Source organism: Alteromonas sp. AO-Serp (genome assembly GCF_017849675.1).
In the GTDB taxonomy this organism is placed as follows: Bacteria; Pseudomonadota; Gammaproteobacteria; order Enterobacterales; family Alteromonadaceae; genus Alteromonas; species Alteromonas macleodii.
Map to the genome: position 1 here is coordinate 1 of NZ_JAFLMX010000088.1, position 17,518 is coordinate 17,518.

General features: G+C 46.7%; 16 protein-coding genes and 2 pseudogenes. 14 read left to right on the forward strand and 4 right to left on the reverse strand.

The annotated features are described in order from the left end of the window. The 11 genes from QVA83_RS07035 to QVA83_RS07085 form a co-directional block, all read left to right on the forward strand. Positions 1-379, forward strand: a 379-nt coding sequence (locus QVA83_RS07035) for an IS66 family transposase (RefSeq protein ID WP_287498278.1), incomplete at its 5' end; no start/stop codon positions are given. Then, positions 351-746 (forward strand): hypothetical protein, encoded by a 396-nt coding sequence (locus tag QVA83_RS07040; protein WP_015066045.1) that lies wholly within the window; start codon positions 351-353, stop codon positions 744-746. The genes QVA83_RS07035 and QVA83_RS07040, both read left to right, overlap by 29 nt. Positions 747-766: 20 nt before the next feature. Next, a complete protein-coding gene (locus QVA83_RS07045) occupies positions 767-1,306 on the forward strand; it encodes an ATP-binding protein (protein WP_282764998.1) in 540 nt (179 codons plus the stop codon). After that, positions 1,306-1,686 carry a response regulator gene (locus QVA83_RS07050; RefSeq protein ID WP_282765000.1) on the forward strand — a complete coding sequence of 127 codons (381 nt, stop codon included), beginning with the start codon at positions 1,306-1,308 and terminating at the stop codon, positions 1,684-1,686. Before QVA83_RS07045 ends, QVA83_RS07050 begins: the two co-directional genes overlap by 1 nt. Beyond that, a complete protein-coding gene (locus QVA83_RS07055) occupies positions 1,640-1,840 on the forward strand; it encodes a response regulator (protein WP_282765002.1) in 201 nt (66 codons plus the stop codon). The genes QVA83_RS07050 and QVA83_RS07055 overlap by 47 nt, the downstream gene beginning before the upstream one ends. Before the next feature lie 497 nt (positions 1,841-2,337). Continuing rightward, the gene (locus QVA83_RS07060) at positions 2,338-3,486 is read left to right on the forward strand and encodes an iron-containing alcohol dehydrogenase (protein WP_287498285.1); all 1,149 of its coding nucleotides are present in this window, start codon (positions 2,338-2,340) and stop codon (positions 3,484-3,486) included. A 30-nt stretch (positions 3,487-3,516) separates the two neighbouring features. After that, positions 3,517-4,887, forward strand: coding sequence for a hypothetical protein (locus QVA83_RS07065; RefSeq protein WP_287498279.1), 1,371 nt, complete (start codon positions 3,517-3,519; stop codon positions 4,885-4,887). 9 nt (positions 4,888-4,896) lie between these two features. Then, entirely contained in the window at positions 4,897-6,270 is a 1,374-nt protein-coding gene (locus QVA83_RS07070) for a sigma-54 interaction domain-containing protein (protein WP_287498280.1), read from the forward strand. After that, positions 6,267-7,715, forward strand: coding sequence for an NAD-dependent succinate-semialdehyde dehydrogenase (locus tag QVA83_RS07075; protein WP_287498281.1), 1,449 nt, complete (start codon positions 6,267-6,269; stop codon positions 7,713-7,715). The genes QVA83_RS07070 and QVA83_RS07075 overlap by 4 nt, the downstream gene beginning before the upstream one ends. A gap of 77 nt (positions 7,716-7,792) precedes the next feature. Continuing rightward, entirely contained in the window at positions 7,793-8,848 is a 1,056-nt protein-coding gene (locus QVA83_RS07080; protein WP_287498282.1) for a cyclase family protein, read from the forward strand. Between the two features lie 106 nt (positions 8,849-8,954). Further along, positions 8,955-10,124 carry a porin gene (locus tag QVA83_RS07085; RefSeq protein WP_287498283.1) on the forward strand — a complete coding sequence of 390 codons (1,170 nt, stop codon included), beginning with the start codon at positions 8,955-8,957 and terminating at the stop codon, positions 10,122-10,124. Positions 10,125-10,279: 155 nt separating this feature from the next. Here the strand turns inward: QVA83_RS07085 and QVA83_RS07090 are convergent. After that, a pseudogene (locus QVA83_RS07090) lies at positions 10,280-10,912 on the reverse strand (class I tRNA ligase family protein); the annotation flags it as partial. 117 nt (positions 10,913-11,029) lie between these two features. Next, positions 11,030-11,844 (reverse strand): annotated as a pseudogene (locus QVA83_RS07095) (IS5 family transposase). A gap of 307 nt (positions 11,845-12,151) precedes the next feature. Here QVA83_RS07095 and QVA83_RS07100 point away from each other — a divergent pair. After that, positions 12,152-13,672, forward strand: a complete 1,521-nt coding sequence (locus QVA83_RS07100; protein WP_287498284.1) for an ISNCY family transposase — start codon at positions 12,152-12,154, stop codon at positions 13,670-13,672. 166 nt (positions 13,673-13,838) lie between these two features. On the opposite strand, the gene QVA83_RS07105 is transcribed toward QVA83_RS07100, so the two are convergent. Beyond that, entirely contained in the window at positions 13,839-15,005 is a 1,167-nt protein-coding gene (locus QVA83_RS07105) for a hypothetical protein (protein ID WP_156079181.1), read from the reverse strand. 216 nt (positions 15,006-15,221) lie between these two features. Here QVA83_RS07105 and QVA83_RS07110 point away from each other — a divergent pair, with 216 nt between their 5' ends. Continuing rightward, complete coding sequence (locus QVA83_RS07110) at positions 15,222-15,380, forward strand: hypothetical protein (RefSeq protein ID WP_156079180.1); 159 nt, start codon at positions 15,222-15,224, stop codon at positions 15,378-15,380. Positions 15,381-15,946: 566 nt separating this feature from the next. Beyond that, the gene (locus QVA83_RS07115) at positions 15,947-16,153 is read left to right on the forward strand and encodes a hypothetical protein (RefSeq protein ID WP_262404710.1); all 207 of its coding nucleotides are present in this window, start codon (positions 15,947-15,949) and stop codon (positions 16,151-16,153) included. A 305-nt stretch (positions 16,154-16,458) separates the two neighbouring features. Here the strand turns inward: QVA83_RS07115 and QVA83_RS07120 are convergent, their stop codons facing one another. After that, complete coding sequence (locus tag QVA83_RS07120) at positions 16,459-17,316, reverse strand: hypothetical protein (RefSeq protein ID WP_156079179.1); 858 nt, start codon at positions 17,314-17,316, stop codon at positions 16,459-16,461. Between the last annotated feature and the right edge of the window lie 202 nt (positions 17,317-17,518).

Genomic DNA, 17,518 nt, shown 5'->3' on the forward strand with positions numbered 1-17,518 from the left:
CCCCAAGTCTCCCTTCGCCAAGGCACTCCATTATGCGCATGAACGAGAATGCCAACTCAAGGTGTTCCTGAGCAATCCTGCTTTACCCATGGACACCAATCATCTTGAGCGGGCACTGCGTGTTATTCCCATGGGGAGAAAAAACTATTTGTTCTGCTGGACCGAACTTGGCGCTGAACAGCTGGGCATACTGCAAAGCCTGATGGTGACTTGCCGCCTGCAAGGCATCAATCCCTACCATTATCTGGTGGATGTATTACAACGCGTGGCATTACATCCGGCCAGGGACGTAATCGACCTCACGCCGCGGCTCTGGAAACAAAAATACAATCAAAACAGGTTAGTCAGCGATGTCAAAATACTCACTTCCCAACACTAAAATCTCAGCCACAATTATGGAGTTCGGTAAAGGAGTGTTAAATGCACTCCCTGCTGATTACAGCCAGTCAGAAATGGAAGATGCTATGCTGACGATAATAACCGTGTGGAATGCCATCGTACTGGACACTTGGCACAACACAGACAAAAATGAAAAAATGGTGCTTGATGCACTCTCTCAAGCGCCTAAAGAAGGACAACTTCAAGTAAAACGATTGATAAAAAGAAAGAAGACCAAGTTTAGCGATGATATCCGCGCGGTTGGAGATCACTGGATAAGAGAAGAGCAAGGGGACTTTATCTTCGGCTGTGAAGCACGGTTAGATATAGAACGCATCTCCTTAAACGAAGATAGCCTCAAACACTAAACGAATCACAACGGTCTATATTGATCGCTTACGTTTTAATGAACCTTGGTACCAACGCGGTCAAGTTTACCGAACAAGGCGAAATCAATATCGTGTTTCGTGGTCAACGCAACGACGCCGCTAATCGGATTAATCTGGTTATTGAGATTCAGGACTCTGGTATTGGCATGTCTGATCAGCAGTTAGTACGAATTTTTCAGCCATTTACTCAAGCTGATGGATCGACGAACAGGCGCTATGGTAGCACTGGTCTGGGTCTCACCATCGTAAAACAACTCACCGAACTGATGAAAGGCCGCCTTGAAGTCGAATCGACTCCCGGAAAAGGCAGTCTGTTCCGAGTAATGTTCCCCCTGCGCGTATTTCAGAATCAAACCGGGGTCCTTGAGGGGATACCCAGCATCCCCGAGGGCATACAATATTTCAGCGACATGCCGCTATTGTCCCGAAGCTACCTCAAATTAATTGGTATACGAGAGTCAGGTTTGCCGCTGGACACCCTCGGACAGATCTCAGATCACACACGCTGCAGACTCAAAACGTTCGCGTTGGCCTGGTGATGGCCACACAGGTTGGCGCTATCCAGGAAAAGTTACTTAAAGGTTGGCGAGGCTCCGTACTTGTCCATCCCTTCTCTCCTATTCAGTTTGAACGTTTTATCAAAGAGCTGAATAAGATTGAATCTGAGCCCGTGGTTTACGATAGCCAGGCAGAACACATTGAGCTTGAAGGGCATATTCTGTTGGTAGAAGACAATAATATTAATCAGGTAGTGACCGGAGAACTTCTGTCCAGCCTTGGCCTGACCAACGATATCGCGGAAGATGGGTTGCAGGCTGTCAGAAAAGTGATGAATTCACCGGTATACGACCATCATCCTGATGGATGTGCAAATGCCAGTGAAAGATGGGTACGAGGCCACACGGGAACTTCGAGATAGAGGCTTCACTGATCTTCCGATCATAGGATTGTCAGCCAACGCGATGAAAGAAGACCGCAGTCTTGCTAAAGAAGCAGGCATGAACGATTACCTTACCAAGCCCATTAAACGCCAAGCCTTATCACACAAATTAAAGGAATATTTGTGTCAATAACTCTTAACGTCGTTTGATAATTCTGTGAAATAAGCCTACCAAAGTCAGTTCATAGTCTCCTGACGAAACACTTTTAATAAAAATCAGGAGCTCTTCTCGGTACAGCTGGTGGCAATAAGCCCGCTATGTGTTGCCCGTTTATGTATAAACTTGTGTTTGCTGACGTTTTCTATCCCCTTGAGAAATCGCCCTTTATATATTCTCCTAGCATTGTGCACCTTTTTCTTTTTTAACTTTTAGCCATGCGCCTTTATTACCATTCTCTGACATCATTTCACTATTTCTGCCACTTCAAACTGACGGCCACAAAACTTCGCGCCTGATTACTATTTGCATCATTTGATTCTTTATGTCATCAATTGCATCAAAACTTGCTTTTGTAAAACTGCTGTAAGCTTCGAAAACAAAGGTGTTACATGGCTGCAACATAGTTGGCCTGATTGTTGCTGTTGTCCAATTCAGAAAATCAAAGCAACACAATGCGAAGTGAACTGAACATGCAAATAGCTTATTTTAAATCAGCAAAAAAATTGATTACTGGTAACGGGGCAGTCAGCACTCTGAAAGATGAGCTATCCCGTCTTGGAGTAAAACGACCAGCCGTAATTACGGATAAAGGAGTGAGCCGGTCCGGTGGACTATCTCTGGTTACCGATCAGCTCCAGCCGAACAGTTTTTTGGTCTACGATGACATTCCGCCGGAGCCGGAGATTTCGGTGATTGAAAACTGTGTTGCAGAACTTCGTGGCAAAGACGTTGATGGCATTATCGCCGTGGGCGGCGGAAGTGCGATGGATAGCGCAAAAGTATTAGCGGTGTCTATGGGACATAACGGGAAAATTTCAGCGCTTTTTGGTGAAAATAATGTCTCGTCCAGAGACATTCCGCTTATTGCGATCCCCACCACCGCAGGCACAGGCTCCGAAGTCACGAATATTGCTATCTTATCAGATCCGGAAGACCAACTTAAAAAAGGCATTGTAAGTGAGTACCTGCTACCAGATGTAGCTATTGTTGCTGCCGAAATGACGGTAAGTTGCCCTGCCAATGTCACTGCCGCCAGTGGTATTGATGCGCTGGTGCATGCACTGGAAGCCTATCTCTCAGTAAACGCCAGTGCGATTACCGATGCACTGGCAATAAAAGCGGTAACAATGATCTACCCTGCGCTGCCCAAAGCGTTTGCTAATGGAAAAGATCTGGAGGCAAGGGAAAACATGGCGACCGGCAGCCTGCTTGCCGGCCTCGCTTTTGGCAATGCAGGCGTAGGCGCTGTACATGCTCTGGCCTATCCGCTGGGAGGCCGGTATCACCTGTCTCACGGTATGAGTAACGCGGTTATGTTACCGCACGTCATGAAGGCGAATGCAGAAGTAAGCCGGGAGCGCTTTGTTGATATTGCCAGCGCGATGAAGTTAGAAATTCAGGGGCATTCCACTGAGGACATCGTCGCACAGGTACTGGATGCGATAGAGAAAATCTGCCGCGACGTAGAAATACCAGCAACCCTGAAACACTTTGGTATTCCGGAACAGGACATTCAAACGCTGGCGGTTGAAGCCAGTAAAGTGACGCGTCTGTTACGCAATAATCCCCGTAAACTGACTGTCGATGAGATAGAAGAAATTTACCGTCAGGCGTTTTAACTCCAATAACAATAAATAACGAGAATAACTATGAGTAGCACGACCCCCGGTGGCTCAGAGCAGCAGCCTTATTACTCTCTCGGACCGTTTAAAATCCGAGTGCCATTTAAGCATTACCGAATTGAGTGGCCTGATTATTTTCAGGGCCTGCTAATGTGCGCAGTAGATCTGGCTGCTATCCCCCTGATGACCGAACTGTTGGGTATGCCCTTTGAAGCGGCTATCGCTATTGTCATGCTAAACGGCCTGTTATATCTGGTTCACCACCTGCTTGGAGACCCGGTGATCCCGGGTTGGATAACACCCGCCATTCCCCTGCTAATCGCCTATGTTGAAGCGTTTGATCCGGGGGGCGCTCGTATCCACGCGCTTATTGCCTTTCAGATGACACTGGGCCTGCTGGTAATGATACTGGGGCGAACGGGCATTGCTACAAAAGTGGTGCACATGATTCCAAATGCCATCAAATCCGGCATTATTATTGGAGCGGGGATCGCTGCTATCGCGGTGGTGTTCAAGGAAGGCGGCCGCTTCGATACTTATCCAATCACCATTTCCATTGCGGTTGGTGTTGCTTTTTATCTCATCTTTTCCCGTCATTTCACGCAACTACGTCACCACAACAAGATCTGGGCAGTTGTCGGTAAGCTGGGCATATTTCCCATTATTGTGCTGGCAGTTATTGTCGCTCCACTGGTAGGCGAAACACAATTCCCAGACATTGAGTGGGGCTTCACACAACCTGACTTTATGCTGATGTGGACAGAGTACACGGTGTTTGGCGTTGGCCTTCCGCCTCTGACTATGTTTCTTACAGCACTGCCGACGGTACTGGCGGCTTACATCGTGGTGTTCGGCGATGTACTGCAGACCAAGGCCATTCTTGAAGAAGCTGATGAGATCAGAAAAGACGAGGACATCGATTATGATGCCAACCGTTCCCACATGATCTTTGGTGGGCGCAATCTGTTTATGAGTATCTTTGGACCCGACGTCACCATGTGCGGCCCGCTATGGGCTGCGATGCAGGTGGTAGTTGTCGAGCGCTATAAGCAGGGTAAAACCGCGATGAAAAGCATTTTCGGAGGCTCCGGCTCATTTCGCTGGGGCACCAATACCGGCTTATTACTGCTCCCTATTGTCAGCCTGGTTCAACCAATCCTGGGTGTTGCCCTGGCGCTAACTCTGCTTATTCAGGGCTTCGTCAGCGTCCGAATTGGTGTAATGGAGTCGCGTTCGCAGCGTGATTTAGGGATCGCCGGTGTCATCGCCGCAATCCTCAGCATCAAAGGAGCCGCTTGGGCTTTTGCGATAGGCGTTGTGCTTACCGCGCTGATTTATGGAAAAGACTTCTTCAAAGGCGAAGTCGACAATACCTTCAACAAACATTCCGGCCTGTGAGGTAGCACTATGTCTGTGGATTTTGAATCACTACAACCTGTACTTGATGCCCTCCAGGATGGCGTATTCATTACCAATGGAGAAGGCATGGCTATCACCATAAATCATGCATATGAACGCATTACAGGGCTACAAAGGCATAAAATTGTCGGACGACATGTCAGTGACCTGGTCAATAACCATGTCATTTCCAAATCGGTAAGCCTGGAGGTTATCAAGGAGCGCCAGCCCGTAACGTTAGTCCAGACGGTTATGGGAGATCGTAAAATTCTGGTCAGCGGTAATCCCATGTTTGATTCTCAGGGCCGCATCACTCAGGTAGTGCTGAATGTACGTGATGTGACTGAACTACTCAGAGCCAAACATGCTGAAGAGCAGCTTGAGCAAATTCTGAATAAATTTGAGCAGTACAACAACGCGTTACCTGACAAAGAAGCCCATCCCGGCTTGCTGGTAGGCAATAAGACTAGAGCCTGTTATGCCCTGGCACGACGCGTTGCACCGACAAAAGTGAAAATACTGATTCAGGGAGAAACCGGCACTGGCAAAACCCAGTTGGCGCAATATATTCATCAGGAAAGCGACAGAGCGTCTAATCCTTTCATGGCGCTTAATTGTGCAGCCATGCCTGAAGGACTCATTGAGGCTGAACTTTTTGGCTATGTACCTGGTGCATTCACGGGAGCGTCCAGCAAAGGAAAAGCCGGGTTACTGGAAGTCGCGAATGGAGGTACCTTGTTTCTGGATGAAATTGGTGATCTTCCGCTGGCGTTACAGGCAAAACTTCTCAAAGTCATCGAAGACAATAAATATTTACCTATTGGTGGTACCAAACTGAAGTCAACGAATGTGCGCATTATCACAGCCACTCACCATGACCTCACTGCCGCCATCAATGAAGGAAAATTCAGAGAGGACCTGTATTACCGCATCAGCGTCCTGCCGCTCAAGTTACTGCCGCTGCGACAACGGCAAGAAGAAATACTGCCCTTGTTCGAGCATTTCCTGGCGCAGTTTTGCGAGCAATATGAATGTGACCGCAGCCTTACCAGCGAGGCCAGAGAGCTCATCATTCAGCACGCGTGGCCGGGAAATATCCGTGAACTGATCAACACTGCAGAGCGCTTGGTGGTTTCAACCACCCGCGAAGAAATAGATGTTGCAGATTTACCGGGAACCCTTCGCTATATAAACACTTCGACTTCAGATGTCTTTGGCGGCTCTCTGAAAGAGCAGGTACAAGCCCTCGAAGCGCGGCTCATTGAGAGTGCAATTCAACAATACGGAACTACCCGCTCTGCCGCCGCAGCGCTGGGAATTAATCAATCGACGCTGGTGAAAAAGCGTCAAACACTACGAAATGAAAATAAGGTGTCGTCATGACTTTGCAGTCTACTTCAATATTTCGGGATAAATGCCTGCTAAACGGAGAATGGTGCGGGGGTGAAAGCCCGATGCCAGTTTACAACCCTGCAACGGGAGACGTAATTGCGCATGTCCCGTCAATGGGTGCAGATGAGACAAACCAAGCCATTGATGATGCCGCGCTCGCGTTTTCTTCATGGAAGCAAACGTCGCCAATGGAAAGAGCCCGTCTTCTGCGTAAGTGGTATCAGCTGATTCTGGATGAAAAATCCTCTCTGGCTTACATCATGTCATGCGAGCAGGGTAAACCACTTGCCGAAGCGAGTGCTGAAATTGCTTATGCGGCCAGCTATGTCCTGTGGTTTGCTGAAGAAGCGATGCGTGTGCAGGGCGAGGTTTTAAGCAGCGCTAATCCACAGCAACGGTTGATCGTGACGCGCTCTCCTGTCGGGGTGTGTGCTGCAATTACGCCCTGGAACTTTCCGGCGGCGATGATTACGCGAAAAGTTGCGCCAGCACTGGCGAGCGGTTGCACTATGCTCGTAAAACCCGCGCAACAAACCCCGCTTACGGCACTCGCACTGGGCGAGCTGGCTAACCAGGCTGGCTTTCCTGCCGGCGTTTTACAAATTATTACCGGTGACGCAAAAGCGATTGGCGGTGCGATGACCTCCAACCCCGTGGTCAGAAAGCTTAGCTTCACCGGTTCCACTGCTATTGGCTCGCTGCTCATGAGTCAGTGCGCCGCCGATGTGAAAAAGCTATCACTGGAGCTTGGTGGCAACGCGCCATTTATTGTTTTTGACAAGAGTGATGTGTCCCTGGCGGTCGAAGAACTGATGAAAGCAAAGTTTCGAAACGCGGGACAAACCTGTATTTCACCAAACCGGGTTTATGTACAAAAGAAGGTGAAAGATACGTTCACAAAAGCCCTGATTGCTGCAGTTGCAGAATTAAAACTGGGAGACGGGCTGGATCCCGATACCACCGTTGGCCCATTGATAGATTATGCAGCCGTGCAGAAAGTACAGAAGCATATTGAGAACGCCAGGTCACTGGGTGCCAGCGTGCTGTGCGGCGGTAAGCGCCCGCATACGGACGGAAACTGGTTTGAACCTACCGTTCTGGATAATGTGCCTGCCAACGCACAGTGCATTGAGGAAGAAACATTTGGACCGGTCGTCCCACTGGTCACGTTCGATACCGAGCAAGACGTGATCACCCTTGCCAATAACACCCCTTTCGGTCTCGCCGCTTATTTATTCTCTGATGACATTCATCAGGTAGAACGCGTGGTCAACGAAATCGAGAGTGGAATGGTGGGCATCAACACCGGCGTGATCTCAGCAGCCAACGCGCCATTCGGTGGTGTAAAGGCAAGTGGGCTTGGACGCGAAGGCGCGCACACAGGAATCGAAGAATACCTGGAAATGAAATATCAGTGTTATGGGCTTAAAGCCTGAACATCGGTGTGAAGGATGTCCCTGTAAGCGTTGCAACTGCAGCCTTAACAGGAACTAAATAATAATAGGAGAAAATTATGTTAAACATCCAAAAAGCTTGTCGTACCTTAGGTACTGCTGCGACAATCCTGGGATTGGCACTGACAGGGAGCGCATCTGCCTATGCCGCTACCCAGAGTAGTCCAATTCAGACCCTGCAAAAAGATATGCCAAAGAACTGGGGTAAATGGGGTCAGGACGATGAAATAGGCGCTCTTAACTATCTGGATACTAAGCAGGTGAAACGCGGCCTGGCTGCGGCGCAGAAAGGTGAGAAGTTCATGCTTCAGTTGCCGATGATCCACGGTGTCGGCCCGGTGTTCCCTGGACGCGTTCCGGTAATGCATTTTATGTCGCAGGATGAAGGCCTTTACTCTGCAAACAAATCCGCGCCGCTGGATGGTGGTATGAAGTATTCTGATGATGCGGTTTTCATGTATTTGCAGGGAACAACTCACGTCGACGCCCTAGGACATGCGTGGTATGGCAACGAAGTTTATAACGGCAAATCATCAGACACCACCGTACACGGACACAGTTTTGTCAGTATCGACAAACTGGGTGAACAAGGCATTGTCGGTCGCGGGATCCTGTTGGATATCGGTCGCTTAAAAGGCGACAGCAACCACCGTCTGGCGCCAAATGAATGTGTGACGTTAGACGATATTAAATCAGCGCAGAAAGAACAGAAAGTCAGTGTTGAGAAACGCGATATTCTGGTAATTCGCACAGGGTCTATGGGACGTTTCTACGACGAAAGCGATGCCAAAAACTGGTCAGCACTTACTGAGCCGGGCCTGTGCTACAGCAAAGAGCTTGTCACCTGGATTGATAACATGGAAATTCCGGTAATTGCTGCGGACAATCTGGCAGTAGAGAAATCTTTCCAGAACATTGATGGCCAGGACTATGTCATCCCGCTGCACGGCGCGCTAATCCGCGACCTGGGTGTGGTTCTGACAGAGCTTTACTGGCTTGATGATCTTGCCGAGGCCAGCGCCAGGGACGGCCAGTACACCTTCTTTTTCTCCGCGACGCCAATGAAAATGGAGGGCGGCACAGGCTCGCCAGTTAACCCATTGGTTATCCGTTAACACCCTACCCACTCAGCTTTCATAATCTGCTGTAGAGCCATCGCGAGATGGCTTGACGTGAAAGCTGTGTCTGAAATTTGAATAATTCTAAGAATCAGGACACATTATGAATACGCATTTACGCAATTTTACAGCCATCCCATTTGCAACAATCAGCTTGATAAGCTTCAGTACTCACTCAGCAGAAATAAGTCACGAGGGCTGGCAATATTCCTTCAACGGCTTTGTTAACACCCATGTGGTCTATGCAAAATGTGATGACAGCAACACCGTAGTAGCTGGCAATGCACTGCTGTGCCGGGGTGAAAACGCCTCTTCCGTTTCAAACGGCTATAGCCCCGCCAGTTTTAGCTTTGGTGCCAAAACCGAAAAACACGGCTGGCAATACTCGGCGACACTCGCCATTGAGCCTGGCAACACTGACAATACGGCATTTAACGGCAGCGGTGATAACAAAGCCTATCGCGCATTCTTTACCGTTGGTAACGAGCAATACGGTACACTGAAAGCCGGCCGTGACTACGGTGTTTTCGGTATCGATATTGTTCTTGAGGACATGTCGTTAGCGGGTACCGGCGCACCTGCCAGTATCAACTCTCCTCTGAATACCAGTCTTGGTGGTGCTGGCTACGGCTATATCTTCACCGACAGGCTTTCACAAATTACCTATTCTCACAGCCTGCCTTCAGGCTTCAGCGGTGCGGTGGGTATCTATCAGCCTCTGGATTTAATTTCATTTGGCGGCAACGGCTACAATGGCGATACCGGCTCTTCCCGCCCGGGCATTCATGGAAAGTTGCGCTATGACCATGCAAACGGGTATGTTTCTACCACGTTTATCAGCCAGGATGTAGACACCGCAGTGAATGATTATACCGCCCGCGCGATAGATATCACTGCCGCACTGGATATTGGCAATACCCATCTGGTTGCATCAGGTTTCAGTGCGAAAGGCATGGGATATTATGGTCTGCTGACTGATGCTGCTGACAGTCAGGGCTTACCCCGGGACAGTGATGGCTGGTTCCTGCAGGCCACTCACCTGTTTGGTGACACCAAAGTTGGTATTAACTACGGCCAGTCTGCTGTGGACCTGACAGCGAGTGACAGTGATATTCAGCTGAAGTCTCAGTCAAAGGTGACTGTAGGCGTGTATCAGCCTGTATTAGATCTGTTTACAGTAGCGCTTGAAATATCTGATATCGATGCAGAAAACCATGCCGGTGATGACATTGGAAATCAGGCTATCAGCCTAGGAGTGATGACCAGCTTTTAAGCGTTGGTAGCCTTTGGCGCTTCATCCAACTCTGCACGTTGATAGAACACAGTGTTATGAACAGCATTTAAACCATAGACAGGATGTCACGCTACAAACACATAAAAAAACGGCCGCAAATGAGGCCTTTTTTTTGCTTTTCTTAGTGTAAGCGATTAAAGCGACTGAATGGTTTCTACCTTAACATGCAATTTCTCAAGCTGTTTCTGACCATCTTCCAGCTTCGCTCGCTCTTTGGCGATAACCGCTTCAGGGGCATTGCTGACAAATTTCTCATTCGACAACTTCCCTTCAGTCCGGCTAACGCCTTTCTGAACTTTATCAATGGCTTTGTTCAGTCGAGCCAGTTCCGCCTCTTTGTCGATAAGACCGGCCATTGGGATCAGAATTTCCATATCCCCCACCAGCGCTGTGGCGCTAGGCGGCGCTGTTTCACCGTCTTTAAGAATAGTTACGGTTTCCAGTTTGGACAGTTTATCTAAGAATGCTTTCGCGGCATCTAGTCGACGCGCATCTTCATCGCTGACATTTTTCAGCAGCGCATTCAGCGGTTTATTCAGAGAGATATCCATTTCCCTGCGGATATTTCGAATACCCACGATAAACTTCTTCACCCACTCAATATCGCTGAGTACCTGCGCATCCTGCAGTGACGTATCCTGTACCGGGAATGGCTGTACCATGATGCTCTTCGTGTCGCCTTTCACGTCAGATAGCGGCTCGACGCGTTGCCAGATTTCTTCGGTAATGAACGGCATAAACGGATGCAGTAAACGCAGTGTATGCTCATGGGAAACTGCGAACAAGTCCTACAATTTAGGTCCGGATCGAGACTTTGTACTGCCAGACCAATTTTCGAACACCAAATCTCCTATTTCGGCCCTAATCCGGGCTATTCCCGGATTTCAGACAGATCTTGGCTGTCGTCGTAACATCTGGTCTACTTTAAACAGGTTCGCCAAGGTGAATAGCATGGCTAACTGTGAGTCATTTTTCGTCAGCCCTTTATAGCGTGCTTTGATAAAGCCGAACTGACATTTGATGATCCGGAACGGGTGTTCTACCTTCGCCCGAATGCTGGCTTTTAAATATTCGATGTTTATGGCAGTTTTGTTTTTATGGGGATGCTTTTTCAGTGCCCGAACTTTTCCGGGACGCTCTGCTATCAGCCATTCCACATTAGTATCTTTCAGTTCTTCGCGTTTTTCTGCACCTTGATATCCGGCATCGCCAGAGATGAACTCCTCGTCGCCGTGCAACAGGTTCTTCAACTGATTCAGGTCATGTTCGTTGGCGGCAGTGGTCACAAGCGTATGGGTCAGGCCACTCTTGGCATCCACACCAATATGGGCTTTCATACCGAAGTGCCACTCATTGCCTTTTTTAGTCTGATGCATGTCCGGGTCACGTTCATTCTTTTTATTTTTAGTGGAGCTGGGTGCTTCAATAATCGTGGTATCTACCAATGTTCCTTGCGTCATCATCACACCGTAATCCGACAGCCATTGATTGACCGTTTTGAATAATTTGCGAGTAAGCTTGTGTTTTTCCAGCAAATGCCGGAAGTTCATAATGGTAGTACGGTCTGGAATTGCTTTATCACGTCCAGCAATTGAGACCGCGGCAACAGGTTGTCCATCCGAGATAAGAAAATCTCTTTTCTCGTCTGGCGGCGTTTGTTTGAAAACTCGCTATCTGCAAAGGTGAACTGATGGCTCATAGACGTTAATGGCTGTGATTTAATGTACTGCTATGATCTCACATCAGGGACTTATTCGCACCTTCCTTAAGTCTTGAAGGTCCGAAAAACGTACACAAGAGACTGTCAGATTTGATATAACTCTACCTGTGAAAGTGTCAGGTTAAGTGGCGACTAATCCACTTAAGGGGTGTTAACACCAAGCGATTTTGTCGTACTTTAATTACCACGCGATTCTGTCGTAGTCGCTAATTACCAAGGGAAATTGACGGTTATCTTTAACCGTGTTCTTTGAATGTTTTGTTTGTGCATTTGAGGAACGCTAAGGATGATTGTGTTGAATTCCAAAGCTCAATTGACAGTTGATGTCATCGCTAAAGTGGCTGAGCGTAAAATTACGATAGCCAATGCCGCTAAGCTCCTCAATAAATCCAGACGTACTGTTGAACGTTATTTACAGCGTTACCGAAGCCAAGGACTACAGTTTGTTGTTCATGGTAATTCGGGCAGCGAGCCAGTTAATAAAACTCCAGATAGGCTTAAGCAGCAAGTTCAGTCGCTAATTCGCGAGAAATACTATGACCTGAACCTGTTGCACCTTGCCGAGATACTTGAGACGCACGAACACATTGTTGTTAAGCGCGAGACACTGCGTAAATGGGCACATGATATCCATCATGTAAAACGAGCGAAGCGCAGGCGCACCCGTGTTCACAAGCGCAGAGAGCGAATGGAAGCGCCAGGGTTAATGCTGCAAATGGACGGCAGCACACATCGCTGGTTCGGCGATAGAAAGTCGTGTTTAATTGCCATGATTGATGATGCCAACAGCGATATTCATGCTGAGTTCTTTCCGTCAGAAACGACTGAAGGCTGTATGAAAGTAATGCGCTCAGTCGTTGAGAAATACGGTGTATTTAAAACCCTGTATGTTGATCGTGCAGGAATATTCGGTGGCCCTAAGCGCTGCAACTTCTCCCAGATGCAACGGGCCTGTGAGGAGCTAGGCATTGAAATCATCTTCGCCAGTTCTCCTCAGGGGAAAGGCAGGATTGAACGCGCCTTTGATACACTGCAAGACAGGTTGATACCGGAGCTACGACTCAACAATATTACTGACATGACGGGCGCGAATAGCTATCTCCAACACGTCTTCATTCCCCAGTTCTGGCGTAAAAACCTGGTTGTAAAATCAAGATCATCAGACACCGAATATACGCCTGTACCACGCTACGCAAATCTTGATGATATCTGCATCACCAAGGTCTACCGGAAAATACGCAACGACCATACGTTTAGCTACGGCGGAAAACTCTACTTCATCGACTCCCCGCTTAAACACTCAATCGCAAACCAGAAAATTGAAATTCGTACCGGTAAAAATAAGCGGTTCAATGCTTACTTCGCCGGACGAAAGCTACAGGTATCAGAAGTCACTGAGCCTGAAAAATTATCCTCGGAAGACAATGAGATCCAGAAGAAGCTTGAGGTATTAGCATTGGCTGACAGGCTTGGAAATGTGGCAGAGGCATCCCGACTTAGTGGCGTCTCCCGCGATACGATTTACCGTCATCGTAAACTGATAAAACAAGGTGGAACCGAATCGTTAAAACGTCAGGAAACGCCGGATCTTCATCACAAAAACCGTACTGACAGAGCTATTGAGGAAGTGGTCATCGAATTCTCCCTGGCTAACCCACACCTGGGTCAATCCAAGGTGTCACGGCTGCTCAAATCTGAAAGAAACGTCGACATACACGCTAGCGGCGTTCGTAATATCTGGCTGAGGGAAAACATGAATACCACTGCGTTACGGCTGGCAAAGCTTGCCGAAGCTCGGCAACATTGATAGTGTGATTACGTCAAAATCGCTTGGTACTTATACCGTCAGTATCCCTTGGTAATCACACTACTACAAATTATGGTGCTACAAATTATGTTACCCTGTCAGCGCCCCTTAATCGCTTCATATCTAATTAGGCGCTTACAAGGAAAATGCAGCTGATTAGGTAGCATTATTCAGGGCAACTCATGGCTGCAAACCTCTGACCTTGGGTTAGGGTATTACGTCTTGCTCTAGAGGCGGGGCGTTGCGGATCCATCAAGTTTAAAGGGTACGCCCGGCTCTTTGCCTGTTTGTCAGTTTGTGTATAAACATCGTACCAGCATTGGCAGTGCGCCATGGATTTACTATTTGCTAGACACGTAGAGAAAAAGACGCTTTCGGTAAGCTTTTCATCGAGAGCTTCGGTCATCCCAAACAAAAATGGCAATGTGATTTTCGCGTCACAGGCTTGCGCTTTGGCCCAGTTGGTACCATTCCCTTCAACGACTTTTAATAAAATTTGTGAAATTTCAAAGTTTTTGAATAGTTTGTCGTGTTGTACCTTAAGTACTGCTTGCGCGTTATCTAATGCGTCACCGCCAATGGACTTGCATGAGCTTATCAGGTAGTTACTTGCCTGAATGACCTGATAAACTTCCTGAGGCGTGTATTTTCTGCGTTTACCTTTGGATATGTCCTCAATAAGTTGTCTGGGTACACTGTTAATTAATTGAGAAAGCGTGCGCCAATCTTCAATTTGAAGTGCTGTGGCCGCTTGTGGGCAAGCTTTCTTACTAGGATCCTGTTTACAAGCTAAGGCGAGCCCCCTCAAAAGTGCATACTTAGGGCCTCCAGGGCACGTGTTTTCATTTTTACACATGTCCTTGCAACTTCCCCCTAATATTGTTGTGGTATAGCAAGCCCTGTCATTTTGAGACATCGCCTGTATTAGTAGTGCATTTAACTGTCGCCCTTGCTCCTCGATGCCCTCCTCTAAGGCAGACTTGGGTTTTAACTTGTAGTTTCTCCAATATTGTTCAGCTGATGTGGGCATACCAACACAAAATAAATTGGTGTGATCGTTGATGACTCCGGCCTGTTCAAACGGGATGGAGATTGAGATTTCATCTTCGTTGAGTATTTTCCTGATTTCAGTCGGATGTTCAGAAAAATGCTTCAGTTGTTCTGGGGTGGCGACTTCCGCAGTTCTCACCGCAATACATTTACAGTAGCCATCCAGGTTATCCCTTCCCCCTTTGCATTTTGAGTAGAGTGCGAGGGTATCCTCATTTACACCTGCTGCGCAAAAAAGGGGAAATGTGAGCGTTACCACAAAAAATAAAAAGAGTCTGTTCATCTGATGTCCTTTTCAAGATTTACTCAGGTGACAGGGTAACTTATTGTGGATTTTTTGTACAATTAGTGAGTTTTAACGCCCGCTGTTGTGTTGGCTCTGTAAATCTCTCCTAATTAGTTACATTCATAATTAGAGGTTTCGGCTTAAACAATCGCTCATCCACATCAAATAATAATACGTTATCCAGTATACATTTGGTTACCGTAAGTTCCTGCAATGATTGGTCAACGCTTTTTTGCCCCTATAAACGCACTTGATTACGTTGAAGGCATTGTTACGCACTACAACGAAGATAGTGGCTTTGTAACATTAATTACTGATGAGGGTGATTGTTTCAAAGGCTATGAATATCAATTAGAGCCCATAATCGATTAGAGTTTTATCAACGTTATGCAATGACAATATGCTTTTTATTTTATTTACGTTCCAATGTATTCAACCCTTACAGCTCGCATTGTCAGTTTCGAGTTGCCTATAAAACATACGCTTTAACAATGACTTATGAAAGATTTTGCTTATATTTTTCTTGACTGATTTAATAGCGTTGATAGTATTTATTAGAACTCAATTGTACTAAAGGGACTTAATACTTAATGTTTTATCAATCAATGTACATCTTAGCAATAACATCCGTAATTGCTTTCGTGGCTTGGTATAACTTTGTTGGCTGGAAACGTAAATTCCCTCTTAATTTGCAGGAATATTTAGCCAAGAACCCTACAGCGAAGACAAAAAATGGGATAGCTTGCGCTTTTTGTGGTTCAAAATCCCTTCGAAATTTAGGTGCACATAATGCAACAGATAGCCGCCGTCGTGTTAGTTGCAACAGCTGCTCCTCTCCGCTTTATCACGCTAAGCAATAATCTGTGTTGGTTCTTTGCTACCTATAAGCACATTCCTCAATAAAACTGCTACACAGAATTATCAAATAAGGAGAAATAATGGGACTTTTCACAAGTGGGTCCAAAGCTTCACCTAAACTTTATTGGGAACCACTTAAAAACGAAGGTACTTCGGGTGTCCTTAGGCACACATATCGAACTAAGGTACCTGGAGGGTGGTTGCTTAGCGCTAGTGATGCTGATGGTATGGGATTGACTTTTCTGCCCGATCCTAACCATGAGTGGGATGGGAATTCGCTGGAATAAATTATCGGAAACAAACGTTGATACTTACCCGTAAGCTGCTCGCAATGCTCACCCGCTTAATGACGTTGTCACCTCATCACACATTGATAAGGCCATGTGTAAGGAGTGAAGGCTCAACAAATCATGGTTTGTTTTCTATGCCCTGGTATTCGCTGGGGCGATTCCCCGCCTTGTAACACTCTTTGTTACTGGTGCACAACTTCCATTCTCCATAATAATAAAAGGTTCGGTCTAATCGAAACGTATCGCCTTTTCTTTAGCTTCGTTAAACCTGGCTTACAATACCGGCCATTTTCCAAGGTGTCTTAGTCACTACTTTCATCAGTCGAGAAGTTCGCAGCAGTTGTGAAAATACTGCAATCTACTAACGCTTCTGCGCGTGGGTCCCCTTTTCGCTTTCTACATGCCTTTGCCCTATCCCAGCCTTCATTGAAAGCATTCTCGATGAGTAACTTGACTCTATTTCTGTCATTTGGGTTTAATCTAAGCATGAATTCTTCCAAAAACAGGTTTTTGGAGGCAGGTAATGCATTGGAAATCTGTTCTTTTACCGCTCTAACTTCACTGTCGGCACTGACGTTGTAATGCTTTGAGAATAGGAGTTCAAATACCTCATCATAGTTACTGGCATGCAATTCAGCTTTTGCCATATCAATGATTGCTTTGGTTTGGGGGCTCACATCTATGGTGTCAGTGCGTTTGATACCGCGGTGCTTATAAGCCCGATAGCGATTTTGAAATTGCTTAATTGAGGCCTGGGGTAACCACGCTCGCATAGCCGAATATAGGGCTTTTGGGGCCAGTGTTTGCCATTCTTTTATTGTTACACTGTCAGCATTTACTAGGGCTTCTTTGTCTTTCAGATACGTTGATTCGGGGATGGAAGATAAAAATTTTAATAGGTGATTAGCTAGATAGTCAGACCACAACTCTTGCTCTTTTTGTGCTTTGAACAAGGTGAAAGATTGTTCAAATTCACCTAGCTTTTGAGGCTTAATATGTTTTCTCAACGCGATGAAGCCCATGCTTTTTCCTAACGCTAAAACATCACGCTCGAGCTTGTCTATATTTACGTTGGTAACCTTATCCTTTTCCTGTAAGGTTGATAAGAACGTGTTTAATTGCGCGTGTAGAAATTGTTGCCAAAGGCTTTGGTCAGACATTGTTCACCCCTTCTTCTTCTTCTTCTTGTCTCTCATATTACCTTAAAAACAAAAAAGAATGAAAGCGTTACTAGTAACGCTATTTGTATTACGTATCGTTGTACTAAGAATAAGATATAAATAAAGCGTTACTAGTAACGCAAAAGAGATTTCTTGATCTGCCCTCTCCCCTGCTCTATTATTCAATATAAGTCGAATTATC

Coding starts and splice junctions, on each gene's coding strand:
- QVA83_RS07040 (WP_015066045.1), top strand. CDS start 351: ATGTCAAAATACTCACTTCCCAACACTAAAATCTCAGCCACAATTATG.
- QVA83_RS07050 (WP_282765000.1), top strand. CDS start 1,306: ATGGCCACACAGGTTGGCGCTATCCAGGAAAAGTTACTTAAAGGTTGG.
- QVA83_RS07055 (WP_282765002.1), top strand. CDS start 1,640: ATGCCAGTGAAAGATGGGTACGAGGCCACACGGGAACTTCGAGATAGA.
- QVA83_RS07060 (WP_287498285.1), top strand. CDS start 2,338: ATGCAAATAGCTTATTTTAAATCAGCAAAAAAATTGATTACTGGTAAC.
- QVA83_RS07065 (WP_287498279.1), top strand. CDS start 3,517: ATGAGTAGCACGACCCCCGGTGGCTCAGAGCAGCAGCCTTATTACTCT.
- QVA83_RS07070 (WP_287498280.1), top strand. CDS start 4,897: ATGTCTGTGGATTTTGAATCACTACAACCTGTACTTGATGCCCTCCAG.
- QVA83_RS07075 (WP_287498281.1), top strand. CDS start 6,267: ATGACTTTGCAGTCTACTTCAATATTTCGGGATAAATGCCTGCTAAAC.
- QVA83_RS07080 (WP_287498282.1), top strand. CDS start 7,793: ATGTTAAACATCCAAAAAGCTTGTCGTACCTTAGGTACTGCTGCGACA.
- QVA83_RS07085 (WP_287498283.1), top strand. CDS start 8,955: ATGAATACGCATTTACGCAATTTTACAGCCATCCCATTTGCAACAATC.
- QVA83_RS07100 (WP_287498284.1), top strand. CDS start 12,152: ATGATTGTGTTGAATTCCAAAGCTCAATTGACAGTTGATGTCATCGCT.
- QVA83_RS07105 (WP_156079181.1), bottom strand. CDS start 15,005: ATGAACAGACTCTTTTTATTTTTTGTGGTAACGCTCACATTTCCCCTT.
- QVA83_RS07110 (WP_156079180.1), top strand. CDS start 15,222: ATGATTGGTCAACGCTTTTTTGCCCCTATAAACGCACTTGATTACGTT.
- QVA83_RS07115 (WP_262404710.1), top strand. CDS start 15,947: ATGGGACTTTTCACAAGTGGGTCCAAAGCTTCACCTAAACTTTATTGG.
- QVA83_RS07120 (WP_156079179.1), bottom strand. CDS start 17,316: ATGTCTGACCAAAGCCTTTGGCAACAATTTCTACACGCGCAATTAAAC.